Source organism: Jeotgalibacillus terrae, assembly GCF_016908195.1.
Taxonomy (GTDB): Bacteria; Bacillota; Bacilli; order Bacillales; family Jeotgalibacillaceae; genus Jeotgalibacillus; species Jeotgalibacillus terrae.
The window spans coordinates 35,479-59,200 of record NZ_JAFBDK010000005.1 but is presented as its reverse complement, the minus strand read 5'-3'; the positions used below and the strand labels follow the sequence as shown (position 1 = coordinate 59,200).

The 23,722-nt window shown below is 39.2% G+C and carries 22 protein-coding genes; 8 read left to right on the top strand and 14 right to left on the bottom strand.

What is annotated here, in order from left to right; translation table 11 throughout:
- Position 1 precedes the first annotated feature (1 nt).
- From JOD21_RS05980 to JOD21_RS05955, 6 genes are all read right to left on the bottom strand, one after another.
- Positions 2-1,234, bottom strand: coding sequence for a hypothetical protein (locus JOD21_RS05980; RefSeq protein ID WP_204728739.1), 1,233 nt, complete (start codon positions 1,232-1,234; stop codon positions 2-4).
- A 4-nt stretch (positions 1,235-1,238) separates the two neighbouring features.
- Complete coding sequence (locus JOD21_RS05975; protein WP_204728738.1) at positions 1,239-2,111, bottom strand: ABC transporter ATP-binding protein; 873 nt, start codon at positions 2,109-2,111, stop codon at positions 1,239-1,241.
- The gene (locus JOD21_RS05970; protein ID WP_204728737.1) at positions 2,105-2,863 is read right to left on the bottom strand and encodes a hypothetical protein; all 759 of its coding nucleotides are present in this window, start codon (positions 2,861-2,863) and stop codon (positions 2,105-2,107) included. The genes JOD21_RS05975 and JOD21_RS05970 overlap by 7 nt, the downstream gene beginning before the upstream one ends.
- Position 2,864: 1 nt before the next feature.
- Positions 2,865-3,380, bottom strand: a complete 516-nt coding sequence (locus JOD21_RS05965; RefSeq protein ID WP_204728736.1) for a sigma-70 family RNA polymerase sigma factor — start codon at positions 3,378-3,380, stop codon at positions 2,865-2,867.
- A 336-nt stretch (positions 3,381-3,716) separates the two neighbouring features.
- A complete protein-coding gene (locus JOD21_RS05960) occupies positions 3,717-4,433 on the bottom strand; it encodes a class I SAM-dependent methyltransferase (RefSeq protein ID WP_204728735.1) in 717 nt (238 codons plus the stop codon).
- 189 nt (positions 4,434-4,622) lie between these two features.
- Positions 4,623-6,245 carry a sensor domain-containing diguanylate cyclase gene (locus tag JOD21_RS05955; RefSeq protein ID WP_204728734.1) on the bottom strand — a complete coding sequence of 541 codons (1,623 nt, stop codon included), beginning with the start codon at positions 6,243-6,245 and terminating at the stop codon, positions 4,623-4,625.
- Positions 6,246-6,711: 466 nt separating this feature from the next.
- On the opposite strand from JOD21_RS05955, the gene JOD21_RS05950 reads away from it, so the two are divergent.
- On the top strand, positions 6,712-7,818 hold the full coding sequence (locus JOD21_RS05950; RefSeq protein WP_204728733.1) for a DNA alkylation repair protein: 1,107 nt from the start codon (positions 6,712-6,714) through the stop codon (positions 7,816-7,818).
- Positions 7,819-8,030: 212 nt separating this feature from the next.
- Here the strand turns inward: JOD21_RS05950 and JOD21_RS05945 are convergent, their stop codons facing one another.
- Positions 8,031-8,435, bottom strand: a complete 405-nt coding sequence (locus JOD21_RS05945) for an HIT family protein (protein WP_204728732.1) — start codon at positions 8,433-8,435, stop codon at positions 8,031-8,033.
- 34 nt (positions 8,436-8,469) lie between these two features.
- The gene (locus JOD21_RS05940) at positions 8,470-9,255 is read right to left on the bottom strand and encodes an aminoglycoside adenylyltransferase domain-containing protein (protein WP_204728731.1); all 786 of its coding nucleotides are present in this window, start codon (positions 9,253-9,255) and stop codon (positions 8,470-8,472) included.
- Positions 9,256-9,479: 224 nt separating this feature from the next.
- On the opposite strand from JOD21_RS05940, the gene JOD21_RS05935 reads away from it, so the two are divergent.
- Together JOD21_RS05935 and JOD21_RS05930 are read left to right on the top strand one after the other, a co-directional pair.
- Positions 9,480-10,073 carry a type IV toxin-antitoxin system AbiEi family antitoxin domain-containing protein gene (locus JOD21_RS05935; protein WP_204728730.1) on the top strand — a complete coding sequence of 198 codons (594 nt, stop codon included), beginning with the start codon at positions 9,480-9,482 and terminating at the stop codon, positions 10,071-10,073.
- Entirely contained in the window at positions 10,070-10,921 is an 852-nt protein-coding gene (locus JOD21_RS05930) for a nucleotidyl transferase AbiEii/AbiGii toxin family protein (RefSeq protein WP_204728729.1), read from the top strand. Before JOD21_RS05935 ends, JOD21_RS05930 begins: the two co-directional genes overlap by 4 nt.
- 301 nt (positions 10,922-11,222) lie before the next feature.
- Here JOD21_RS05930 and JOD21_RS05925 read toward each other — a convergent pair whose 3' ends face one another.
- Together JOD21_RS05925 and JOD21_RS05920 are read right to left on the bottom strand one after the other, a co-directional pair.
- Complete coding sequence (locus JOD21_RS05925) at positions 11,223-11,765, bottom strand: DUF6155 family protein (protein ID WP_239581453.1); 543 nt, start codon at positions 11,763-11,765, stop codon at positions 11,223-11,225.
- Positions 11,766-11,799: 34 nt separating this feature from the next.
- Complete coding sequence (locus JOD21_RS05920; protein ID WP_204728728.1) at positions 11,800-14,046, bottom strand: DEAD/DEAH box helicase; 2,247 nt, start codon at positions 14,044-14,046, stop codon at positions 11,800-11,802.
- Between the two features lie 215 nt (positions 14,047-14,261).
- Here JOD21_RS05920 and darT point away from each other — a divergent pair, with 215 nt between their 5' ends.
- Together darT and darG are read left to right on the top strand one after the other, a co-directional pair.
- Positions 14,262-14,879 carry a type II toxin-antitoxin system toxin DNA ADP-ribosyl transferase DarT gene (gene darT / locus JOD21_RS05915; protein WP_204728727.1) on the top strand — a complete coding sequence of 206 codons (618 nt, stop codon included), beginning with the start codon at positions 14,262-14,264 and terminating at the stop codon, positions 14,877-14,879.
- A gap of 14 nt (positions 14,880-14,893) precedes the next feature.
- Positions 14,894-15,952 (top strand): type II toxin-antitoxin system antitoxin DNA ADP-ribosyl glycohydrolase DarG, encoded by a 1,059-nt coding sequence (gene darG / locus JOD21_RS05910; RefSeq protein ID WP_204728726.1) that lies wholly within the window; start codon positions 14,894-14,896, stop codon positions 15,950-15,952.
- Between the two features lie 195 nt (positions 15,953-16,147).
- Here the strand turns inward: darG and JOD21_RS05905 are convergent, their stop codons facing one another.
- From JOD21_RS05905 to JOD21_RS05895, 3 genes are all read right to left on the bottom strand, one after another.
- A complete protein-coding gene (locus JOD21_RS05905; RefSeq protein ID WP_039806478.1) occupies positions 16,148-16,882 on the bottom strand; it encodes an urease accessory protein UreH domain-containing protein in 735 nt (244 codons plus the stop codon).
- Between the two features lie 87 nt (positions 16,883-16,969).
- Complete coding sequence (locus tag JOD21_RS05900) at positions 16,970-17,218, bottom strand: SHOCT domain-containing protein (RefSeq protein ID WP_204728725.1); 249 nt, start codon at positions 17,216-17,218, stop codon at positions 16,970-16,972.
- Positions 17,219-17,397: 179 nt separating this feature from the next.
- Positions 17,398-17,607: a copper ion binding protein gene (locus JOD21_RS05895; RefSeq protein WP_204728724.1), complete on the bottom strand. Its 210-nt coding sequence runs from the start codon at positions 17,605-17,607 to the stop codon at positions 17,398-17,400.
- A 360-nt stretch (positions 17,608-17,967) separates the two neighbouring features.
- On the opposite strand from JOD21_RS05895, the gene JOD21_RS19545 reads away from it, so the two are divergent.
- Entirely contained in the window at positions 17,968-18,894 is a 927-nt protein-coding gene (locus tag JOD21_RS19545) for a plastocyanin/azurin family copper-binding protein (RefSeq protein WP_204728723.1), read from the top strand.
- A 135-nt stretch (positions 18,895-19,029) separates the two neighbouring features.
- A complete protein-coding gene (locus tag JOD21_RS05885) occupies positions 19,030-19,668 on the top strand; it encodes a YdhK family protein (protein WP_380269414.1) in 639 nt (212 codons plus the stop codon).
- Positions 19,669-19,903: 235 nt separating this feature from the next.
- On the opposite strand, the gene JOD21_RS05880 is transcribed toward JOD21_RS05885, so the two are convergent.
- Positions 19,904-21,424 (bottom strand): multicopper oxidase family protein, encoded by a 1,521-nt coding sequence (locus tag JOD21_RS05880; RefSeq protein ID WP_236953561.1) that lies wholly within the window; start codon positions 21,422-21,424, stop codon positions 19,904-19,906.
- A 239-nt stretch (positions 21,425-21,663) separates the two neighbouring features.
- Between JOD21_RS05880 and JOD21_RS05875 the strand changes: the two genes are divergently transcribed.
- Positions 21,664-23,694, top strand: a complete 2,031-nt coding sequence (locus tag JOD21_RS05875; protein WP_204728722.1) for a copper-translocating P-type ATPase — start codon at positions 21,664-21,666, stop codon at positions 23,692-23,694.
- The last annotated feature ends 28 nt before the right edge of the window (positions 23,695-23,722 follow it).

The following is a 23,722-nucleotide window of genomic DNA, read 5'->3' as shown; positions in this document are numbered from 1 at the left end:
CTTAAGACACATCCTTTTTCAAAAATCTTTGATACGAGGTAAGTGAAACAATGATCGCAATAACGGCCCAGATGAGCAGACTCCATAGTTCAAAATACTGAACCATCGTAAGAGTCGTTCCGCCTGAAAAATACATATGAGGGTTCAACAGCAGTAAAGTCAGATTTAATGTAGCCAAAAACTTCAGGAACGGAAATGCATTGAAAAGCGCCGGATATAAAAACAGACCGATCAGCAATGCCATACAGATAATCCAGGTAAAATAGCTGTTTTTCACATAGAAGCTGATGGTGAATGTCAGGATACTCACGATGACAACAACGATCCATTCTATTCCGACTGCAAGCAGGAAGTATTGCCAGATCGTTAATTCCCACCAGGTGATATAAGGCAGCTTATATTCCCAGTTCAATCCGCTGCTGACAACCGAGTTCCAGACACCTGAAAAATCATACACGATAAAGTACAGGCCGAATGCAGCAGTGACAAGAATGAAAAAGGTAAGAGATGCCAGTACAAGACTTGCCGAAAATTTATGCTTCATCAGCGAGCGGCCTTTTTTTGTTGGATAAAGCACTTGCTGTGTGCGCTGATCCACTTCATAGTTCGCAATTAGTGCTGTCATGAGAGCAACAATGAGCACACTTTGAACCGCTATATTTTTCAGTAATGTTCGGTACATTTCACTATGTATTCGATAATCCCCGGCGAAAAACCATTGTTTGTACTCATTCGTTGCAATGATCTCTTCGTATCTCTTCTCCCACTCGCTGAATTCTTGCTCCATATAATTTGAAAATGAACTGTTCTTATCTAACCCCGTATAAAGATCTTTTCTCAGTTCATCCATATTCACACTTGTATACCGTTCTTCGAGTGATGTCCCAAGTGATTCGTACATGGATAAAGTCGACAACCTGTCTACTAACTGCCTGTCATCTGCTGACAATTCATTGTAGGTTTCATATGTCATGTTAGTCAGATAATCACGTGCTCCGTCTGTTCCACCTAAGCTTGCCGCTTCGTCATCCAGGTCCTGATTCAATTGAGACAGGCTGTCAGCTGTGATCGTAAGTCCGTATATATCAATCAGTTCGTTAACAAGATTGATTTCATCTTTTGCATGCGACTGACTGATGATCTGAAAGGTGTTCAATCCGATACAACTCAGAATTAAGACCAGAACAATAGGTGACAGAAGCGCTTTTTTCATTTCATACCAGGTCATCCGCATGCCGTCACCCCTTCATGCTTTCACTCGCATACTTAACGAGAAATACATCTTCAAGCTCAGGTACGACTGACGACCAGTCTGCTTTTGGCGGCTGCTCTGTATAGAAGCGCACGATCATCCGGCCCTGCTCCTGCTTTTCTTCAAGTGTCAGATAGTCTTTTCGGAACGACGGAAATTCATCAAACGACATAGTCGTTTCGAAAATGTGCCCCTGCAGGCTTTGGCAAATCGTTGCGATATCACCTTTGTATAGAAGTGTCTGATCACGGATCATCACAATTTCATTCGCAATAGATTCAATGTCAGAGACAATGTGAGTAGATATTAATACGATGCGGTTTCTGGCCAGATCAGACAGCATGTGGCGAAAGCGTGCGCGCTCTTTCGGATCAAGTCCGGCTGTCGGCTCGTCTAAAATTAATATTTGCGGATCTGCGAGGATAGCCTGTGCAATCCCCACCCGCTGGATCATTCCACCTGAAAACTTTCTCATCTTCTTATCCTTCACGTCACTTAAAGCAACGAGCTCAAGCACCTCATCAATCCGCTTCTCCACTCCTGACTTTTTCATCCCTTTAAGCGCAGCAATATACCGTAAATATTTACGCGGGGAATAATGCTTATAGTAGCCAAAGTGCTGGGGCAGATAGCCAATCAGCTCTCTGTAGCGCTCTCCCATTGCATGAATTGATTTCCCATCATAGAGAATTTCGCCGCTTGTCGGCCTGATTAACGTAACCAGCATATTAATGAGCGTTGTTTTTCCTGCTCCGTTTGGCGCCAGCAGGCCATAAATGCCATTTTCAAATTGAACATTCATCTCTTTCAGCGCTGTAAAACTGCCATATGTTTTTCCAATGTTGCGGATCGTCAGCATAATCCTAATCCCTCCTGCTTTCTAGTCATTGTTTGTGCGAACGTATAAAAACACCAGACAATTGCGATGGCCAGGATGCCTGTATAGATGATGAGTGGCAATTCAAAAACAGCCAGGCGATAGTTTTCCGGATGTGTGAGCACCAGCGTGGCATTGATCACAACCCAGCCAATAGCCGCTCCCCACGTTCTTCTCCATACATCTCCCCGTGTGAGCAATCCGAGCAGGAGAGCCGTAAAACTGAATAATCCGGTCAGTGAAATGAGCCAGACACGTAAAAATGGCACATCAAAATTAGCTGCAAGCACGAAAGAAGATGTCATAGACACTACCAGCGCCACTCCACTAAAACTCAGCATACGCAGTGCGATGATTTGAAAAATCGTAATCTTCATTGTCATTTCAAGTGCCATGACATGCTTCTCACGCTTTTCATACATGGCATACAGGGTGAGCAGTACAATCGGCAGCGGTGAAGTAAAGAATATATAACTGTAAAGGATACGGGCTCCCTCATATTCATTGGCCACCACAAAGCTCAGTGAACCGATTAGCAGAGCAATCACAATCGCTGTAAATATCAACTCACTTCTATTAGGAAACAGATACATCCAGCCCATCTGCTCTTTGATGTCTCTGACCTGCGATAAAAAAGAACGTCTTTTTGGAAATGCACTTCTTACAATATGGGCAGTCTGCTCCTCAATCTCCTTATCAGATGGGTACGGGATCTTCCATGGATCATTCTCCAATTCATCTCTCCTCCATTTCCTTTCGTATTGTTCGGATGGCTTTATAATACTTTGTTTTTACTGATGACTCTGGAACGTTCAAGCTGACCGCAATTTCCCGAAAGCTTTGTTCTAAAAACAGCTTATAGCGGACAATGAACTGGGTGTCCTGATCAAATCGTGCAAGCACAGCCTGCAGGCCCTCCATCTGCTCTTTTTTGAGCACACCCTCCAGAACGTTCTCCGTACTTTCAACGTCCTGATCTTCTATGTAATCAATCCTGCTTTCTGTCTTATAGCTTTTCGACCGGAAATAATCAATACAGTGGTTTGTAGCGATGCGATACAGCCATGTCCTGAAGCTCGCCTTCCCGGCATCATAGTTTTCGATAGACTGCAGCATACGGATACAAACCTCCTGTGTCAGATCAAGCGCTTCCTGTTCATCCATCACTTGTTTATAGACGAATGCAAAAATTTCTTTATAATAGTGCTTCACAAGCTGATTGGCACTCTCCTCATGCGCGGACTTCTGCACCCGCCTGATCCATCTTTTCTCTCGGTTCACTCACTTTCACATCACTTTCAAGGCCTCAGTTATATATTCGGAAAAGAGCTGAGAATAGTTTTACTTTTTTTGAAAAAATTTCACTGGGGGCAGAGTTATATCTATTATGCCGTCGACATCCTTTTGTGGCAGTACGGATTCAGCATCATAAAAAAGAGGAACGTATATGTTAAGTCATTCAGATACTTGAATGACTCAACATATACGTTCCTCAGTTACACAAAATCTATCGTTTTATTTCATATGTCATTTTCTTGAGCACTAATCACATGAGACGTAATATTTATACCCTTTCCTAAAATCGTATCATACTGTCTTTCTCGAACTCCCTTTAATGATCAGAAAATGAGGACTGGTCATGAGATAGTGATAAGACTTTTCCTTCACTTCCTTCATTTTTTCCTGCGGCTGGGGTTCAATCAGCTGATCGAGACTAAAAAATTGAGTGGTTTCATTCAGGATGCTTTGCATCGGTCTTCTGTAATAGCTGACATCAATCGTGATCGTCGGTTTTCTCCAGGTTTCTGATAAGGATTGAGTGTCAAAATAATCCTCACAATTGTGCCTGGTGTAGTCCATAAATGGATGATGTACTGAAAATAATAAGGTTCCGCCTGCTTTTAGCACACGGTTGAATTCCTGAAATGTGTACGTCCAATCCTTTAAATAATGAAGCGCAAGTGAGCTGACAATGACGTCAAAAGCATCATCATCAAACGGGAGTGCTTCCTGCAGATCATGACAAAGAATTGTCGCTTCTTCACCTACACGCTGCTTTGCTGCTTTCACCATTTCAGGGCTTATATCTATACCAGTCACTTCAGCTCCGTACTGCAATAATTCAGAGGCATACCATCCAGCAGAGCACCCGGCATCAAGCACCTTTTTTCCTTTTAAATGTGGAGGCAGCGCTGCCATCATTGCCGGACGCTCGTAAAAAGCGTTGTAGGGACTACCCTCATCAATATCGTGTTGATATGTATGAGCCAGCTGATTGTATATCTCTCTTGTAGAATTGTTCATTTAATCCCCTTCTTCAGATCAGTCTGCTTTCTTTACCAATAGACACGCTCATTTCATCTCTACCGTTATAGCAGGTACTTTTCCTTCGCGTGTTAATCACTCACTTCTAATTCTTACTTATGCGATCTGCTTATATTGTCAGAGTTACTCATTTTTCTGAAGGACGGTAATGATGCTTTATGACTAATGTTAAGCTTCATAAAAGTGAACATGATTTTTTCCCTGCTTCTTCACTTGATATAGAGAGTCATCTGCTCTCTTGATTGTTTCTTCTATGCTGACAGCGCTTGATTCTGTCCAGAAAGCCGCTCCAATACTGCAACTGACAGAGGCAGATTGGCCATTCAGCCAGTAGGGTTCGCTGATTGCTGAAAGCATGGTTTCCCCCATCCTTTTTCCTTTGGCAGCCATTTCTTCTATTGGGTAATGCAGCACGACGATGAATTCATCACCACCTACCCTTGCGATCATTTCTTCTTCTCCTACACTCTCCTTCAACCTGGCTGATACTTGAACGAGTAATTGATCACCAGCCAGATGACCTAATGTATCATTGACTGCTTTAAACCCATCCAGATCAATGTAGAAAACGATCGCTCTATCGTACTTTTGAGTGTATTTGTGTAAAAACAATTCCAGCGCATACCGGTTTGCCAATCCTGTCAGTTCATCCTTGTGCGCAACTTCCTCCATTTCTTCCAAAGCCGATTCTGTTTTGGTAAGATTGGCGATCAGCTTTCTTAAGGAAGCTGATAAGGTCTCAAGTTCGGAAATCCCTTTGTAATGTGGAATCTGAACATGTTCTCCAAATCTCAGCCTGTCAGCTGCAGTTGCCAGATTTTTAAGGGGAGAAGCAATTTTTCCAGCAAGAAACCAGCCGAGAACAGCAAAAAGCAATACGAACATGATGCCCGCTATAATAAAGAAAACCATCAGTTTCTTGATAGGTGTAAAAGCAACTTCTATAGGTTGTCTGACTAAAATGGTCCACTCCATACCCGGGTACTCGTTGTAACCATCTTCGAGCATATATCCGGTTACATAGTCACCGCCATCCGGCCAGGTTTCAGTTACCCAACCGTGCTGGCTGGTTTGTGCCAAGTCAATACTTTCCAGCTGTAGCGTTTGTCCAATCATCTCATCAGGGCCTAATATAATGGCATTATCAATTTTACTGACAATAAAGAATTCAATGCTATCACGATTTTTGACAGCATCAAGCATAGCTGACTCTACTTCTTTCACCCACTCCCAGCTTAAGTGGGTAGCCAAGACCCCAATAAACTGATCGTCATAATCATAAATAGGGGTACTAATATCAACGAATTTCATTGCTTCTCCTGTCGGATTCGGCAACAGGTCGGCGAGAAGGACCGCTTCATGGACATCCCCGATAAACGGTTTTTCCAATGCTTCTTTATATACTGGACGAGCGGAAATATCGGCGCCTTTCAGTATCGAATCAGTAGCTGCCAATACTGTACCATTCTGATCTGTAAATCCGATCCAGGAGAAAGAAGGGATCGTTGACTGCAATTGATCAAGCAGATCTTCGATTTCTTCGGTACTATCCGGCTGTCTGATGGTAGGCAAACCGCTTAACAAAATTGTTTCGCTATACCTCGACCACATATACTGATTCAGGTTATTCTCCATCATATAAGCTGTGTCGCTTAATGAATTTCCAATTTCATTTTCCATTTGATTAATTGAACGCTGACCATACACGATGCTGAAAATAAGGATTAACAAAGTGGTGGTAATCGCAAATATAATAGCCAGGCGTGCTTGAAGACTTAAAGAAACGTGCATGGTTTTCCTCCAAAACTCTTTATGTCAAAAGTAGTGATTAGATTAAATTCTCTAAAAGCTGCTGAAAAGGGAATGCCTGAGTGAGATTGCTTCTATACTTGATCCCGTAAACAGATCATCCCAGCTACTCCGATTCAATAAAATAGATCTTTCAGCGAATTTGCTCTTTATTTATTTATCGTGCCAGAAAGAGCGTACTTTAATAAGTTGGTATATTTTTTGTATGACGTTCATATTTATTGTGGTGTCTTCCCAGGACCATATCTTTCCCACAACAACTAATGGCTGACATGACTCATGTATCCACCGCTAAAATGATCTGCAGGTGGATCATGTTGCTTATTTTGACTGTATCAATACGATGAAGTGCATGGGGATTTTATAAATTCGCTACCTTTTAAAATATAATATGACACACTGTTGTGAGGTTATATCTTTTATAATGGATTCAGGGAGATGATGAAAAATGGCTGCACAATTAAAAGACATATATACGAAAGATTTTTTATTGGATTTCAGCAGAAAAGTCCAATCGGTATACCCTGCTTTTCATCAAGCAGACTTTATCAATTCGATCATGGATGAAACGTGGGACAGCCTGGCACTCAAAGCTCGTACCAGACGGATTTCAAAGCAGCTTGGCGTGTTTTTGCCGGACAAATATAAGGAAGCTTTAGACATTCTGTTTCAAATCGCGGATGATTGTGCAGGATTTCCTTATCTTTTCTTCCCCGACTTTGTAGCTGTATATGGACAAGCAGAAGAACATTGGGACCTTTCTATGAGTGCACTTGAAAACTTCACGCAGAAATCATCTTCTGAATTTGCTATCAGACCGTTTTTACTGCGTGATCCGGACAAAGTCATGAAGCAAATGGTCACATGGGCAGAGCACCCCAATGAGCACGTCCGGCGATTGGCCAGTGAAGGCTGCCGTCCCCGTCTTCCATGGGGTGAGGCACTGCCCGTATTCAAGAAGGACCCGGCACCTGTTTTGTCAGTTTTAGAGATCCTTAAAGAAGATGCTTCGTTATATGTACGCAAAAGTGTCGCCAACAATCTGAATGACATTTCAAAGGATCACCCTGACCTCGTACTTGAAACCGCACGCCGGTGGGCAGGTGAAAATTCCGATACAGACTGGATCATCAGACACGGCTGCCGCACATTAATCAAGCACGCAAACCCTCAGGCGATGGCATTATTCGGTTATGCAATGGACGCCGCGCTTACCACCCAGGCTTCCATAACAGTACAGCCTGCCGCATTAACAATAGGCGAGAGATGCGAGTTCCATTATCAAGTAACGATCCGCCAGGGTGAACCCGTATATCTTCGGATCGAATATGCGATCGACTTTATCAAAGCCAAAGGACAGACAAGCCGCAAGTCATTTCTCCTGTCGAACAAAACAGTATCCGGTGGTGCACACCTTACAGCTACAAGGACACACAACTGGTCAGATCTGACGACTCGCCGCCACTATCCAGGCGAGCATCGCATTGTGCTTTTGGTTAATGGACAGGAAGTTGCTTATACTGTGGTGAGTCTGCGGCAGCCTTCAACCGGATAAGGTTTTAAATATACAGGACCTGTCATTCAATACATTTGAAGAATCCATTTTGGGTAAAGCTTGATCAAAACACTCAAAATCCTCGCTATTCTCAGGAAAAAAGGACGTATACCGTGAATCATTCGGATGTCTAACGATTCACGGTATACGTCTTCCACGCATCTCACCTTCAGATTCTTGAAGAGTTGCGTTACCCGAGCATGATAGCAGAATTAAGCTTTCTCCCTTCTATTACTCTCCTGTTTCAACCAATATCTAATCCCCTTGCCAGCCAAAGGTTCATCATCATATCTCGGTATCACATGAAGATGACTGTGGGAGATTTCCTGATTCGATACCTTTCCTACATTCCACCCCAACGTATAACCATCCGGAAAATAGGTTGCATCCAAGAACCGTTTCGCCTCATGCAGGATCTCATAAGTATCCTTCCACTCCTCAGGCGTTAATTCAAACGCATCCTTACGATGATTCTTGGGAACAATCAGTCCGCTTCCCTCTAATACACCTTGATGTTTGTTGTGCTGCAGAAAATAACAGGTTGAGTTCTCCAGTACAATATTTTGTTCGCTATCCTGATCTGGATTACACAACGGACAGTTCTGATCGTATGCCATTTCTTTCACATCCTAAATTCGATATGCTAAGCGTTCACTCTAAAAGCTGTTCCTTCATATATTCTCTAAACGCAATTAATTCCCCTTGCTCAAACGACTTGAAATCTTCACTATTTTTATAGCACAATAACGCTTTTTCAACAGTCTCTTTTTTCTTACCACTCAGCACTGACACACCCCACTCGCCAGTCTCCTGCTTTGAAGAAATCACACCACTTTTTATGTACCAGTAAACCCTCAGCATATTTAAAATGCAGTACACCGGATCCTCTTCAATATGCTCAATACAGTCCCGGACATCATTCATAATAGATGACAAATAATCAGCAGCCGGAACCTCAGGGAACACCTGATGAATCGGCCTGCCGTAAAGACAAAGCCCCCGATGATTCAAAATCGTGATGTGCGCTGCAAGATCAGGATCACGACTCACATGATCATTCAAATACTGATCCGTCCCCTCCGACAAATCCTGCTCATACCGCTCCCTCCAGAATTCACTATAATGAAAATCAAATGGACTTGGATGACTCCATTTCTTTAATTGTCCAGTATTCAAAAAGCTGACTTCAATCGGATAGGCGGAACGATTGGACTGCATCAAAAAGAACCCTGCCAGCTCCCTCTTCGTCTCCACACTGATCGGCTCTTCCGTCACTACCAGCAGATCAATATCACTGTGGTTCGGGTTGAAGCCACCCATGGCGAGTGAGCCGTGGATATAGATGCCGGTTAGGTTGTTTTGGAGGATGTGTGAGATTTTGTTTTGTAGGGTTGATAAAAAGGGGTCGATAACACTTCTGTTTGGTTGATTCATCATATACTCACCTTCGAACAGTTATTTTAGAGGCTTGATTCCAAGCTAGAATCACTGCTTTATTATTTTTTATCTGAATATATTTTTATGACTTCTCTTATTCGATTGACTGGTGTTTTAAGAATAGCTTACAGGATAGAGAAAATTTCACAAAAGATATTTATGTTTTTTGCTTTTGGGCTTAAATAATATATAATATAAGCATAAAAGCAAAAGTGGGTGATCATATGAATTACCACGAACAGTTAGAGCGTTTAATTGCCGATAACAATGGAATTGTGGGAACAAATGAAGTGGAACAACAAGGTATCCCTCGTCATTATCTAACTCCTCTTGTACGAGAAGGAAAGCTGGATCGGGTCTCGCACGGAGTTTATGTAACACCTGATACTTTTGAAGATGAAATGTACATGCTTCAAATGAAAAGTCCTAAAGTGATATTTTCTCATGAGACAGCATTATTCTTTCACGATTTAACGGACAGAGATCCGACTGAGTGGTCTGTAACTGTCCCGAGCGGATACAACGCCACAAAGTTAAGAAACTCAGGTATTCAAGTTTTCTCTGTAAAAAAATCACTCCATCTAGTGGGCACAACCAAGGTTGAAACCTTTTTCGGCAGAAAGGTTACCGCCTATGACAAGGAAAGAACCATTTGTGATATTGTCCGCAATAGAAACAATATGGATATTGCGATTTTGACTGACGCACTCAAGAGATATGTTAGTAGTAAAAACAAAGATATTCCTTTGTTAATGCACTATGCCAAAGAGTTACGTGTTCAAAAGATCCTGAGAAGTTATTTGGAGATTCTACTATGAAGAGTTCTACACAAATTAAAGCCTTAATCAGAAACCTGGCAAAAGAAAAAGAAGTAAATGCACAAATTTTATTGAGAAACTATATGTTAGAAAGACTTTTAGAAAGAATCTCCAGCTCAGAGTACAAAAATAATTTTATTTTAAAAGGCGGCATGCTGATAGCCGCCCTAGTTGGTGTCGATATGCGTTCCACTATCGATATGGATGCCACGATTAAATCTTTTCCTGTTGACAAGGGATCAATTGAAGCTGTTTTTAATGTGATTCTGAACGTCACTTTAGATGATGATGTCAAAATGACATTAAAAAGAGTAGACGAAATTAGAGATGAAGATCAGTATAACGGCTACCGGGTGTCAATTGAAGCGATTATGGAAAATGCAAGGATTCCATTGAAAATTGACATTACAACCGGTGATGAAATTACGCCTAAGGAAGTTACTTATACATTTAATTTATTGCTTGAAAATAGGAGTATAGAGGTTCTGGCATACAATATTGAAACGGTCATTGCTGAAAAATTTGAAACGATATTGTCTAGAGGTATTACGAATACAAGAATGAGAGATTTTTACGACATCTATATTCTTGATAAGGTGCAAGGACATCGAATTGAGAATATTGTCCTTGGAGAAGCGGTTAGAAAAACGGCAGAAAATAGAGGATCTGTTTCTTCTTTAACTAACGGGCAAGCCATTCTCTATGAAGTCAGATTTGATGAGAGCTTACAACGGTACTGGTTAAATTATCAAAAGAAAAATAGTTATGCTGATGATATTTCATGGGAAGATATAAGCATTTCCATTTTTAATATATGGAATGTAATACTGGAAAATAGAGATCGTTAGTGATTTTAGTGAAAAGAGCATAGGTTTAGTCGCTTTGTTTGTGCTTCAAAACAACTTATAGATTATACTAATGATTACCACAAAGATTATCTGAGGTGGGAAAGGTTCCCCACGCGCTATCTTTCAGATAGTTATCAGAGATCAGGATTGCCGCCCTGCAGATAATTTTTGTGTTCTATACTCTCTCATATATGAGTTTTGAAGTATTACTATTTGAATCACCTATCTCTTTAGATCTTGATTATGCCAGTGATTATGGTGATTTTTTCCTTAAACTAAAATCAGTAATCCCAAAAACTATTCATTCATCCTCGGGCCTAAACTCCATATCAGAATAAATTTCATTCAGCACATCTGGATATCCCCAACCAACCTGTGCAGCTTCTTCTAAAATAGACTGAAATCTATCTTCATAAGAAGCCACCCGCTCATGGGAAGTGTCAATGATCTCTACTGCCTGCGCAAAAGTGCTCGCCATACTTGAATAAAATGCTCCATCAATATCACCATACATAGCAGTAAATTCCGTACCAAGTTCCACATAATAAATCATCAAATCTGCCGTTTTATCCTCATCACCAGTCTGCCTCTTAAAATCCGATATAGCTTTTTTAGCAGTAGTTAAAGACAGCTTGCCGAATCCTCTATCCGGAAAAAATACATTCTTGATTTTCTTTCGGGCTTCTTCAAAAAGAACTTCCACAGCCTCTTCTCCCTGAAACTTAGCGGAAAGGTAGTTTTTCACTTCAGGATTAAGCTTGTACAGTTCGCTGATGAGACTAATCAATTCTTTTTGGTCGTAGCTCTTTAATTCCTTTTTCAACTCAGTTAACTTTATTGGCATGATGAAACCTCCTTCTGTTCCAATAGCTATTTCCTTAAAACAACTTCATCTGTTTCTTCTCCTTTTTTGCTTCCTCCACTGTAGAATAACCAAGTGATTTATACCCCTTTAACCGCTTCTCATACTTTTCCATTAATGCTTTTTCATTCTTATCAACATAATCATAAACCTCCACAGACTCTTTCCCTTCGTATGCTCTATGAAGACGGCCAACATACTGTGCAAGAGTGCCTTTCCAGGAGACAGGCATTGTCAGGAAAATCGTATCAAGCCTCGGATTGTCAAAGCCTTCTCCCGCATACTTACCTGTAGCAAGAATAATTCTCTCTTCATGATCAGGTATAGAGGCAAGTTTCTCGAACTCAGCCTTTAGCTCTTTCTTGCTCAAAGCGCCTGTCAGGATGATCATATTCTTTGTAAAATGCTTAAGCTTTTCAACAAGCAGATGAAGATGTTCTACGCGTTCCGTTAATACAAGCGGATTTCTCTTCTGATCAAGCGCCTTCAAAATATCGTTGAAGATCATTTCATTGCGCTTGTCATCATAAATCAGCTGCTTGTACACATCCTGTTCGTCTTTCGTGTCTGCCCTGCTTTTAAAATTTGTGATTCTCGGATGAATCAAATGATGAAACTGTCTGATTTCCGCCTGATCCTTCGCATCCACTTTATAAACGACCTGACCGCACTGCATAAACATCAGAGGGTGAAGTCCGTCTTTCCTTACCGGTGTTGCTGTCAGACCATGTACGTAAGCACTTCTGAGTTTCTTAAGAATTTCTTCAAAAGAATAAGCAGAGATGTGGTGACATTCATCTACAACCACCTGCCCATACTGATGAGGTAGCTCCTTGTTTCTGATACTCTGGATAGTGGCAATATCTATTTGACCAGTCGGTTTGTTCTTACCTCCTCCTATCTGGCCAATCTGATCAGGCTCTATTGAAAGAAATGAAGTAAGAGCTGCTTTCCACTGTTGAATCAATTGATTTCTATGTACCAAAATCAGCGTATTTACTTTCCGCTCTGCAATCAGCGCTGAAGCCACAACCGTTTTGCCAAACCCTGTCGTTGCAGACAGCACACCGCAGTTCTTCTCTTTTAACCGATCCAGAGCTTCCTGCTGCTGCGGAAATAAACTGGCCAGGAAATCCACCTCCAGTTTTTCACCTTCGTGTCGTAAATCCTTCAATTCAACTCCCTCACCCAGTTCCGCCATTACCTCTTCAACTTTCCCTCTTGGAAAAACAAACGCATTTGTACTTTCTGAGTAAGCCTTGATCTGTGAAGGGATTCTGTCTGTCGAAAACCGCTGCGCTTTTGCCTTAAAGTATTCAGGATTACTAACCGTGCACATAGTAGTAAGCCTCTCAGCAGTCACTGCATTCAGCATGCTTTTAGGAACGAGGATCCCTTCTCTTAAAACAACTTCATTCTTCTCTCGGACTTCGGTTTTTACTTCACCTTCAACTGCATCGTCAATGAACCTTTGAACCTTATCGCGCGAGTAGCGTGAAACCTTTTCTAGATGTCCCCACTGATCCTTTATAATCTGAAAATCCTGATCAACAAAAACAGTCCGTCCCAACCTGCGCTTTTCTCCCTGTAGAGGTAGTGCAATCAAATTTCCCAGACCGTTATCCGTTAAATGATCCTGCGTTGGAAACATACGATCAAATGACTTCAGCTTCTTCGTCCCCTTGATAAAAGCCGCCTCTGTTAACAGCAGTTCCCCTAACTGACGGGCAAGAACTGCAGGAACCTTCTCAGAGAAAAACAGCCATACATGACACCCTTTACCAGATTGTGAAACTTCAAAAGAACATTCAATATGAAAACGAGCACATGCCTGACCAAACGCAGAAACATCATCCATCCAGTTCTTCTTGTCAAAATCAAAGACAAGAAAATAGCAGCTATGATCTTTAAGCAATGGATACAACCCAACAGTCTGCTCACCCGCCAGATGACGATAAAGAACCTCTTCAGTCAAAAGTGCAAACGAACCTTCCTGATTCTTCATCGGCGCATAACCAGCCTGCTCACCAGAGATCCATCTGTACGCAAAAACGTCTTCTCTGCCTTTGAAAAGGGCTTTGTAAATTTGAAGTCGTTTGCGGATGACTTCGTTTTTGTTAGTTTCATTTGGTGTTGGCTGTGTTTTATGATCTTCTTTTGGAAGAAGGTTGTTTTGTCCGAGAATTTGGCGGTATTGCTCATTTTGTTCCTTTAAGCGTTTATTTTCAGCGGTCAGTTCCTGGAGTTTTCTTTCTATGGACATGATGTCACCTCCTGAATTAGGGTGAGGTTCTAACATTTGAAGTAGTTCGATTAATATTGATTTAAGTATAACTAAAAGAGTTTTACAGGACTATGTATTAAAAGTACGTTATTATTTTACGTGTTAATTAGCCCCATCTCTTCTTCACACGATGATTCCTTTGCTTCCTATGTTAAAATAAGTATAATAAATTCCTGCCTCAATGGATGTGAATTATGAAAAATCGCAGACTTTTATATCATCTGACACATATAAATAACCTGATATCTATCTTTTCAAATCAGGGGTTACTAAGCTACTCGGAAGTCATCAAAAGGGATAAAGAGTATAAAGATGTCGCTGACCAAGGTATACAAATACAACGTTCAAGCACGATTGTCCCGATCAGTCCTGGTGGCAGCTTACATGACTATGTTCCTTTTTATTTTGCAGGCCGTTCTCCCATGCTTTATCGTTTGAGCCATAATGGCTTCCATCAAAAAGAACTCGTGTATTTAATGACTAATACTGAGAAAGTTAAGGATAGCCGCTTACCTTTTGTTTTTACTGATGGACACGCAATTATGTTTCTGACTGAGTTTTATAATAACCTTGAGTTTTTAAATAAAATTGACTGGGATGTCATGGAAAGCAAATACTGGAGTGATACTGATGAGGATCCTGATAGAAAAAGAAGGCGTCAAGCTGAGTTTTTGATTCATCAACAAGTATTAATGAAGGATATCACCGGGATTGCAGTGTATAGTGAAGATACTAAATTATACGTTGAAGAACTGCTTCAAAAAGAGCAAATTATAAAACCAGTCATTGTTGTAAAAGAATATTATTATTGAAGGGGGTGTTCACAGTGATTATTTTTAAATCGGGAAATTTACTTGAAGATTCTGCTGAAGCATATGTTAATACAGTTAATACTGTTGGAGTAATGGGTAAAGGGATTGCACTTCAATTTAAACAAGCTTTCCCGCAAGTTTATAAGGAATACGAAAAAGACTGCAGAAAAGGACTGGTTCAAACAGGTCATATGCATGTCGTTAAATTAGATGGCTTAACTAACCCGAAATACGTAATCAACTTCCCTACTAAACAACACTGGAAGTCACCTTCAAAAATTGAGTATATTCAATCCGGTCTAATTGATCTAATACGTGTTATCCAGGAGCTAAACATTCGTTCAATTGCTTTACCGCCACTCGGTTGTGGGAATGGTGGCCTTGATTGGAAAAAGGTATTGCCAGAAATAGAAGCTGCTTTCAATAATACAAACGTTGAAGTTCACCTGTACGCGCCAGAGGGTGCACCAGAACCTGATCAATTAACAATACGAACTAAAAAACCAAAAATGACTAAAGGTAGAGCCTTACTTATTTCATTAATGGATAGCTATGCAGCTCCTGGATACCGCCTTTCTAATCTTGAAGTTCAAAAGTTGGCTTATTTTCTCCAGGAAGCTGGGGAACAAATGAAATTGGATTTTAAGAAGTACAAATATGGTCCTTATGCAGAAAACTTAAACCACGTATTACAAAGAATTGAAGGTCATTATATCCGTGGATATGGTGATCGGACTCGGGAAGCAGAAATTTATCTTATTGATGATGCGACTGAAAAAGCTAAAGAATTTCTTCAAAGTGACAATGTTGCAACAGAGCGACTTAAAGAAGTTAAATCCCTAATTAAAGGGTTTGAGAATCCATACGGAATGGAATTACTTTCTACAGTTTACTGGATAATGAAAGAGAATCCAATGAAGTCTAAAGACTACATTTATGTTGCTGAAGAGGTTAAGAATTGGAACCCCCGAAAAAGAGAAATCTTTTCTGACAATCACATTTTGAAGGTTTGGACTTACCTGGATAACCAAATAGATTTAAAAGAAAAAAATCCTGATGAGCATATTCTCTAGTGTAGGTTTGAAAAAAAGTTTAATCAAAAACATGCTACAAAAGTTGATTTCAGAATAAAATAACCTCTTCATTTTAAACAAAGATCAGTTAAAATGAAGAGGTTGAATTTATTATAAATGAAATTTTTATAAAAAAGATTGATCAAAACAAGTATTATGAGAGAGGTTATTTATCATTGACATAAGATGCTTACGTCACACCCAGTAAGTAGCGATATCGATTATCCCCAAAAAAATGATAAATATCCCAGCAGCTTTCTGTACGTAGTTTCCGATTTTTCTCCCATTCTTTTTTAAGTTTCTATTCTCAATGTCAAAAAACCATAATAAAAATAACGCAATCAACAATGGAAGTGATGTTCCCACTGAGAATATGGCAGGCAATATAAAGCCGTAACTAACAGTAAATGAATATGGCAGCAGCGTGACAAAAAATAAAACGAACATTGTTGGACAAAACCCAAGAGAAAAGCTAACGCCCATTAAAAAAGCACCTAACTTCCCCCTTTTAAACCACCTTTCTGGAAGTCTTATGAATTGAACTCCCAAACGTGATTTAAAGATGCCTAACAAAAATAATCCAATGACAATTAATATTGGTCCGACGATCCTTCTGAGCCATGGAAAGTAAGTAATCAGGCTTTGTTCGATTTCATTTCCAAACTGCCAGACAACAAAACCAAGGAGTGAGAATACAAAGATTTTACCGACTATAAAAAAATAAACCTCAGTCCACGCGATTTTGTTCTGAATTGAACGATTACCATATATTGCGATAGCCCCCAGATTACCTGTGAACTGACAGGGTGCCAATGCACCGACAATACCAAGAAAAAAAGCAGCAATGATCGGAAAGCTTTGCGCCTGATGGAACAATTCAAAAAATGGTTCACTGAAAGTATTACTGACTTGCCAAAACAAATCATTCACTGCATTTCACCCAACTTTGCTTACTGTGATTGTCAATGCTGAATTTGTTCAATATTTCAGCAATATTTCTAAAATACTTTTATTTTTTTATTTTTCTGACTTAAGGATTATACCTTTCAGATGATTGTATTCTTCTACTTGTATCTCACCCTTCGCTAACCTTTCATTGAGGATGATCAAAGAAAAATCTCCTTCATTTTGATGCTTAGCGGAATCACCGTCTATTCTAGAATTAAGCAGTTTAAAAAATGCGAATATCACAAGTATGACCACCAAACCAACAAGCAGTATACCGAGCCACATTCCACCCGCCATCATGCCAGAGCCATTCATCATAATCATCATCTCCTTTATGAATATAGTCATTCATTCTGGTTCAATCACATGAACATAATAGAGTAAATTTATCGAGAAATGATGCATTCTCTCACAAAAAAACAAAATAATCTACAAGTAGCAATTGCTCCTTGTGGACTATTTTGTTACTCTAACGGGCTCGAACAAATTCTAAGATACTATTTATTAACTTCGTAACCTTGATCTTCTATTACAACTTGCATTTGATCTAAAGAAACCTCATCTTCATTATAGTTTACATTGACAATGTTTTCTTGAAGTGAAACAGAAACTTTCTCAACACCCTGCATCTCACCAAGGTTTTTTTCAATAGATTTTACACAATTCTGACAAGACATACCTGTAACTTTTAGTGATACACTCTCCATTTTATATCCTCCTCGCCATTATAATTTTTTCAAATAATCACTTCTGAACCGTTATTACAAATCTACTGTATACAATTCAACAAATACATACTTTTTCAATTATCTTCTAGATCTAACGCGTTTATTATTCAATTCAGTTTAGCTCATGTCGAAAACCTTTTATTACCAAACTAAATTTCGTTAGCGAAAAAGCACACTCTTTATTGTAAGAGATTATTTGATCAATTATTGGAACCTATTATAAATATAATAATATACCCATACTAGGTATGTAAAGGTGTTTTTTACATATGATAAAAATAAATTAACCAAAAAATTAAATACAGGAAGGAATTAGATCTATTGAATGTAGGATTGCTCGTGATTATTGCCCTGTCATTTATATTGTATGGAACGATTGTTGCTTTAATGTATACCCATAAAACAATTAGCAAAATGAATGGTATGATGATTTCCATGTCTACGGCGATGTCAACAGGATTAATAATTGGAACCATTTTAGGAATATATTTTTCAGACAACTTATTTATTGCAACGGTTTACAGCATGATGACCGGTTTAGTGGTTGGAGCAATCCCTGGAAACGGAATAGGGAAAGTAGCCTTACTGGATGGGATGTTATCAGGTGTTATGGCCGGAATGATGGGGGTTATGCTGGGATCTATGATTCAAAGTGAAAATTACGATTCTATGGTAAAGATTTTATTCTTTAGTCATTGTTTTATTTCAGCATTGGTTATTAGATTAATCGGAGATGAAGTAAATAGCACTAGAAAATTATTGATAAATGCTGTCTCTAACCCATTAAAAGCAGGGGTCATATTTATAATTTTGTTTTTTATAGTTGAAATGACTGGACCTTTATTTTTTATAAATGAAATTAAAAGCCACCCCCATGTAAATAACAATCAAATTTTATCTGAAAATCATACCACAAAAGAACCACAATCCAGCATATCAGAAAAAGTAGAGGTGAAAATGAACGAATATACTTACTATCCTTCAAAGATACAATTGCAAAAGGGCTCTTTAACTGAGATAGTACTGACTAACACCGGAACAATCGATCATGACCTTCAATTTGAAAATAATACAATAGAAATCCTTAATAACTTAAGTAATACACATAATCATGGAACTAATTCAAATAAAGTACATATACATTTGAAACCTGGTGAATCGAAATCGGTCCAATTAATTGCAAAAAAAGCTACTCAAGTTCCCTTCTTTTGCTCATTACCAAACCATAAGGAACAAGGAATGGAAGGTATTTTCCAAGTCAATTGAAATTACATCGACATAGCCTCCTTGTTTATAATGTGTTTTATCACAAAAAAATTTTAATTTTATTTTCAATCCTCCATCATTTCTGCACAAAAAATGGGTATCCCATTTATATAACGATATTGGGAGGTTATATTAGTGGCATTGAGTAAAAGACTGATGATAGGTACATTTTCACTGGCAGCAAGTACAATTTTATTTGCCTGTGCAGATAATGAAGGAGCAGAATCTGGCGCAGTGAATGATTCTGAGACCGAAGAAACTGAAAATGAAATGGAATCAATGGACGAAGAGAATTCTTCAGAACAAAGCGATTCTACCGGGGAGATGGACCATTCAGGTATGGATATGTCCGGTTCAGGTGAAATTCCTGAAGGTCTGCAAGAGGCCGAGGCACCGAAGTTTGAGGCTGGTGACACAGCAATAATCACTGCATCACATATGGAAGGCATGGAGGGTGCAGAAGCTACAATTGTAGGAGCCTATGACACTGTAGCTTATAGTATTTCTTATGACCCAACCGATGGTGGAGATAGAGTAGAAGATCATAAATGGGTTATTCATGAAGAAATTTCTGACAGACAGGAAGAGTCTTACCAAAAAGGTGATGAAGTAAAGGTAGAAGCTTCACACATGGAAGGTATGGAAGGTGCAACGGCTGAAATTGATACTGCCGAGGAGACAACTGTTTATATGGTTGACTTTACTTTAGAAAACGGAGATGAAGTGACTAATCATAAATGGATTACAGAGGAAGAGTTAAAAGAGCCGGAATAAATGAAATAAATAAGCTTGCAGTGCTCATAATTGATGGGACACTGCAAGCTTTTTATTATTACCCAAACTTCGCACAATCAAAAAATAAGTTAGCCTCTGCCTCGATGATAAGCCAACTTTTTTGATTAATTAAATGTAAGGTTTTCAAGGCATAATAAAGCAAATAATCCAAAGGGTCTCCAAAAGGTGAAAGCTTAACCTTTGGAGACTCTTTGTACTATATTGAGTTTTCTGCTTAATACACTTCAATCTGTCCCATCATGCCATTATCTTCATGTTCTAAAATATGGCAATGGAATACGTAAACCCCTTTTTCAGGAAAAGTGACGAGCAATTTTACTCTTTCACCAGGTTCAACTGCAACACTATCTTTAAAGCCTTGTTCACTTTCTTCCACTTCTTCACCGTCACGGGAAATTACTTTGAACTGGGTACCATGAATGTGGAATGGATGTACCATACCACCCATCATATCCGGTTTATTATAAATTTCCCACACTTCTGTCACGCCCTGCTCCTGACGCAAATCAATACGATCAGCATCGAATTTTTTTCCGTTAATAGATACCATATCCATCATTCCAAATAATTCAATGTTTTTAGTAACAGGCATTTCTTTCTCCTCATCTGTCAAAAACGGCTCATCAGTGGTCCATGTTTTAATAGAGCCCGCTGTTGAATCAGTATCTTTCACATCAAATGGGAGTAGCACTACACCTTCTTCATTAATGATAGAAAGTGATTCCTCTTCAGTTAATTTCGAAAAATCTATAAGAATTTCAGCACGCTCCGAAGCAGCGAGTGTAAGTTCTTTACGGTCAACTGGCTCATCGAGTAAGCTGCCGTCAGAGGCAATTTGAGTGAAATTATCACCATTACTTAAGCGAAATGTATAATTACGTGCATTTGATCCATTTAATAAACGAAATCGCATAATAGGTTCTGTGACAGTCATCTTTGGATTGATTGTTCCGTTCACCATGGAAACGTCACCCAAAGTGCCGTCTACATTCATGAGATTGTCGTAATCTAATTGCTTATCTTCGTCAAAAAGACGGTCTTGAAAAATAAGCGGAATATCGTTAACCCCATATTCGTTTGGAATCTCCAAATCTGAATTAATGGAATTGTCAATGATTAACATTCCTGAGAGTCCTCTAAATACTTGTTCAGCAGTCATTTCATGAACATGTGGGTGATACCATAATGTAGCAGCTGGTTGATCAGCTTCTAATGTAATGATCCGGCTTTCTCCTGGTTGAATTTCATCACTGGGTCCACCATCTATTTTACTGGCAACTTCCAAACCATGCCAATGAAATGTAGTTGGTTCATTTAAGTCATTTGTAATTTTAACATTCACACTCTCTCCTTCTTCTATTTTCAGTGTGGGACCAAGCAAATCACCATTATATCCGTAAGTCTCAGTTGAGATTCCTTCGAAAAATTCAGTGATCCCTTCTTGTGCCGTCACTTCATAATCATAGTTTTTTCCTTTTTGCTTTTCTAATAATGGAGGAATCACCAACTCATTTACTCCTTCAGAAGATGCAAGTGAAGGTACCTCCCCATGATCCATCATTTCATTCATACCATCCTGATCCATACCTTGATCAGGATTATCTTCATTATCCATCATCATACTAGAGTTCATTCCCCCACTATCACCTGTGCAAGCCGATAAGATTATTGCAGCTAAAATAGATAAGGTTCCTTTTAGCAATTTTTTTTGCATTATCTCAATCCCTTCTTTCATTAGTATTTGCTTTCACCTTAACTCATAAATATGCATATTTGGCGGAGGAATGGTAGCATTTCTTTGACTTTTAACAAAATGAATTCATTAGCAGAACTGAGTTTGTATTTTATGAAAATCTCAGTATGATATGGTCATTATTTAGATCATAATTAAATTTTGATCTGCATGATTTCTTCAAAATTTTTGGGTAAAGATAATTGATAAGAGAAGAAAATAGACCAGAAGGGAGTTTTTCTATGTCAACAAACCATCAACATCACACAACACATGATCACCAAGAACACAAAGGAGCAGAACATTCAAAAAACAAAGAAGATCATAGTCATCATCATGAGAATATGATTAAGGACTTTAAAAAACGTTTCTGGATTTCCATTATTGTCACGATTCCTATTTTAATATTATCTCCAATGATTCAGATGTTCCTAAACGTCGACTGGCGGTTCCAAAATGATATGTATATTTTATTTGGTCTATCTACTTTTATATTCTTCTATGGGGGCTGGCCGTTTCTTACAGGAGCATATGATGAGCTAAAAAACAAATCTCCAGGAATGATGACACTTATCACATTGGCAATCTCAGTAGCTTATGTTTATAGCTCCTTTACTGTTTTTGGCGTAGGGGGTAATGATTTTTTCTGGGAATTAGCCACTCTCATTAATATTATGTTGCTGGGTCATTGGATTGAGATGAGATCAATTTTAGGAGCTTCGCGAGCACTGGAGGAACTTGTAAAACTAATGCCATCTGAGGCCCACCTGATACAAGAGGACGGCTCGATCAAAGATGTACTAATTGATAAAATTCAAAACGGAGATAGAGTATTGGTGAAGCCCGGAGAAAAAATTCCGGTCGATGGGCTAATTATTGAAGGGAAATCTACAATTGATGAATCCATGTTAACTGGGGAGTCTGTACCTGTGGATAAATCAGATGGCGAGGAAGCGATAGGAGGCTCAATAAACGGGGAAGGTTCCATTACGTTAAAAGTACAGAAGGTTGGAGAAGAAACATACTTATCTCAAGTAATCAGCTTGGTCAAAGAAGCACAAGAATCTAAATCAAAAACCCAGGACCTATCTAACAGAGCAGCAAAATGGCTATTTTATTTAGCTTTAGCAGCAGGAGTTACTACGTTCTTAATATGGACATTATTAGGTTATCCCCTTTCATTTGCTGTTGAAAGAACCGTTACTGTAATGGTCATTTCATGTCCGCATGCACTTGGACTTGCGGCTCCGCTTGTTGTTGCAGTTTCTACTGCGATTTCAGCTAAAAAAGGGTTGCTAATTCGTAATCGAACAAATTTTGAAAATGCCAGAAAAATAAATGCTGTAGTGTTTGATAAGACCGGCACCCTCACTGAGGGGCAATTCGGAATAACAGATATCAAAGTAATGAAGGGTTTTGAAGAAGATCGCTTGATCACATATGCAGCTTCAGTAGAATCACAATCTGAGCATCCAATTGCAAAAGGTATTGTAAAGGAAGCTGCAAAGCGAAAACTTCCTCTTAAAAAAATAAGTGATTTTCAATCAATTACAGGTAAAGGTTTACAAGCTACAGTTGAAGGTTCAGCTATCATGGTTGTAAGCCCGGGCTATGTAAAAGAGAACGACATTTCTTATGATACATCCAACTTTGATGATTGGTCTAGAGAAGGCAAAACTGTCGTATTTGTTCTTATTGATAAAGAGATTGCAGGTATGATTGCACTAGCAGATATTGTTAGAGAAACTGCTAAAAATGCAGTTAGTGATTTAAAAAAACTAGGTATAGAATCAATTATGCTGACAGGGGATAATCATCAGGTAGCAGAATATGTAGGTAAGCAAATTGGTATAGATAAAGTATATGCTGAAGTTCTTCCTCACCAAAAGTCAGAAAAAATCACAGAGATTATGAATACAGGTCGAAAAGTTGCTATGACAGGAGATGGAGTCAATGACGCTCCTGCTTTAGCTAAAGCAGATTTAGGAATTGCTATTGGAACCGGGACAGACGTAGCGATTGAAACAGCTGATGTGATTCTTGTTAAAAGTAACCCGCAGGATGTTGTAAACATCATTCAGTTGTCGAAAGTCACTTACAGAAAAATGGTTCAAAACCTATGGTGGGCTGCAGGGTACAATATTCTGGCTATCCCTCTTGCTGCTGGTGTTTTATATAATATTGGCATTGTGTTAAGTCCAGCAGTTGGTGCAATTTTAATGTCTGTTAGCACAGTCGTTGTTGCTATAAATGCGAAGTTACTTAAAATATAATTGGTTTAATAGCCTGACAGCCTTCTGT

Excerpts from the sequence above, each read along its gene's own strand:
- JOD21_RS05980 (WP_204728739.1), bottom strand. The coding sequence starts at position 1,234 with ATGCGGATGACCTGGTATGAAATGAAAAAAGCGCTTCTGTCACCTATT.
- JOD21_RS05975 (WP_204728738.1), bottom strand. The coding sequence starts at position 2,111 with ATGCTGACGATCCGCAACATTGGAAAAACATATGGCAGTTTTACAGCG.
- JOD21_RS05960 (WP_204728735.1), bottom strand. The coding sequence starts at position 4,433 with ATGAACAATTCTACAAGAGAGATATACAATCAGCTGGCTCATACATAT.
- JOD21_RS05955 (WP_204728734.1), bottom strand. The coding sequence starts at position 6,245 with ATGCACGTTTCTTTAAGTCTTCAAGCACGCCTGGCTATTATATTTGCG.
- JOD21_RS05950 (WP_204728733.1), top strand. The coding sequence starts at position 6,712 with ATGGCTGCACAATTAAAAGACATATATACGAAAGATTTTTTATTGGAT.
- JOD21_RS05945 (WP_204728732.1), bottom strand. The coding sequence starts at position 8,435 with ATGGCATACGATCAGAACTGTCCGTTGTGTAATCCAGATCAGGATAGC.
- JOD21_RS05940 (WP_204728731.1), bottom strand. The coding sequence starts at position 9,255 with ATGATGAATCAACCAAACAGAAGTGTTATCGACCCCTTTTTATCAACC.
- JOD21_RS05935 (WP_204728730.1), top strand. The coding sequence starts at position 9,480 with ATGAATTACCACGAACAGTTAGAGCGTTTAATTGCCGATAACAATGGA.
- JOD21_RS05930 (WP_204728729.1), top strand. The coding sequence starts at position 10,070 with ATGAAGAGTTCTACACAAATTAAAGCCTTAATCAGAAACCTGGCAAAA.
- JOD21_RS05925 (WP_239581453.1), bottom strand. The coding sequence starts at position 11,765 with ATGCCAATAAAGTTAACTGAGTTGAAAAAGGAATTAAAGAGCTACGAC.
- JOD21_RS05920 (WP_204728728.1), bottom strand. The coding sequence starts at position 14,046 with ATGTCCATAGAAAGAAAACTCCAGGAACTGACCGCTGAAAATAAACGC.
- darT (WP_204728727.1), top strand. The coding sequence starts at position 14,262 with ATGAAAAATCGCAGACTTTTATATCATCTGACACATATAAATAACCTG.
- JOD21_RS05900 (WP_204728725.1), bottom strand. The coding sequence starts at position 17,218 with ATGATGAATGGCTCTGGCATGATGGCGGGTGGAATGTGGCTCGGTATA.
- JOD21_RS05895 (WP_204728724.1), bottom strand. The coding sequence starts at position 17,607 with ATGGAGAGTGTATCACTAAAAGTTACAGGTATGTCTTGTCAGAATTGT.
- JOD21_RS05880 (WP_236953561.1), bottom strand. The coding sequence starts at position 21,424 with ATGAAAGAAGGGATTGAGATAATGCAAAAAAAATTGCTAAAAGGAACC.
- JOD21_RS05875 (WP_204728722.1), top strand. The coding sequence starts at position 21,664 with ATGTCAACAAACCATCAACATCACACAACACATGATCACCAAGAACAC.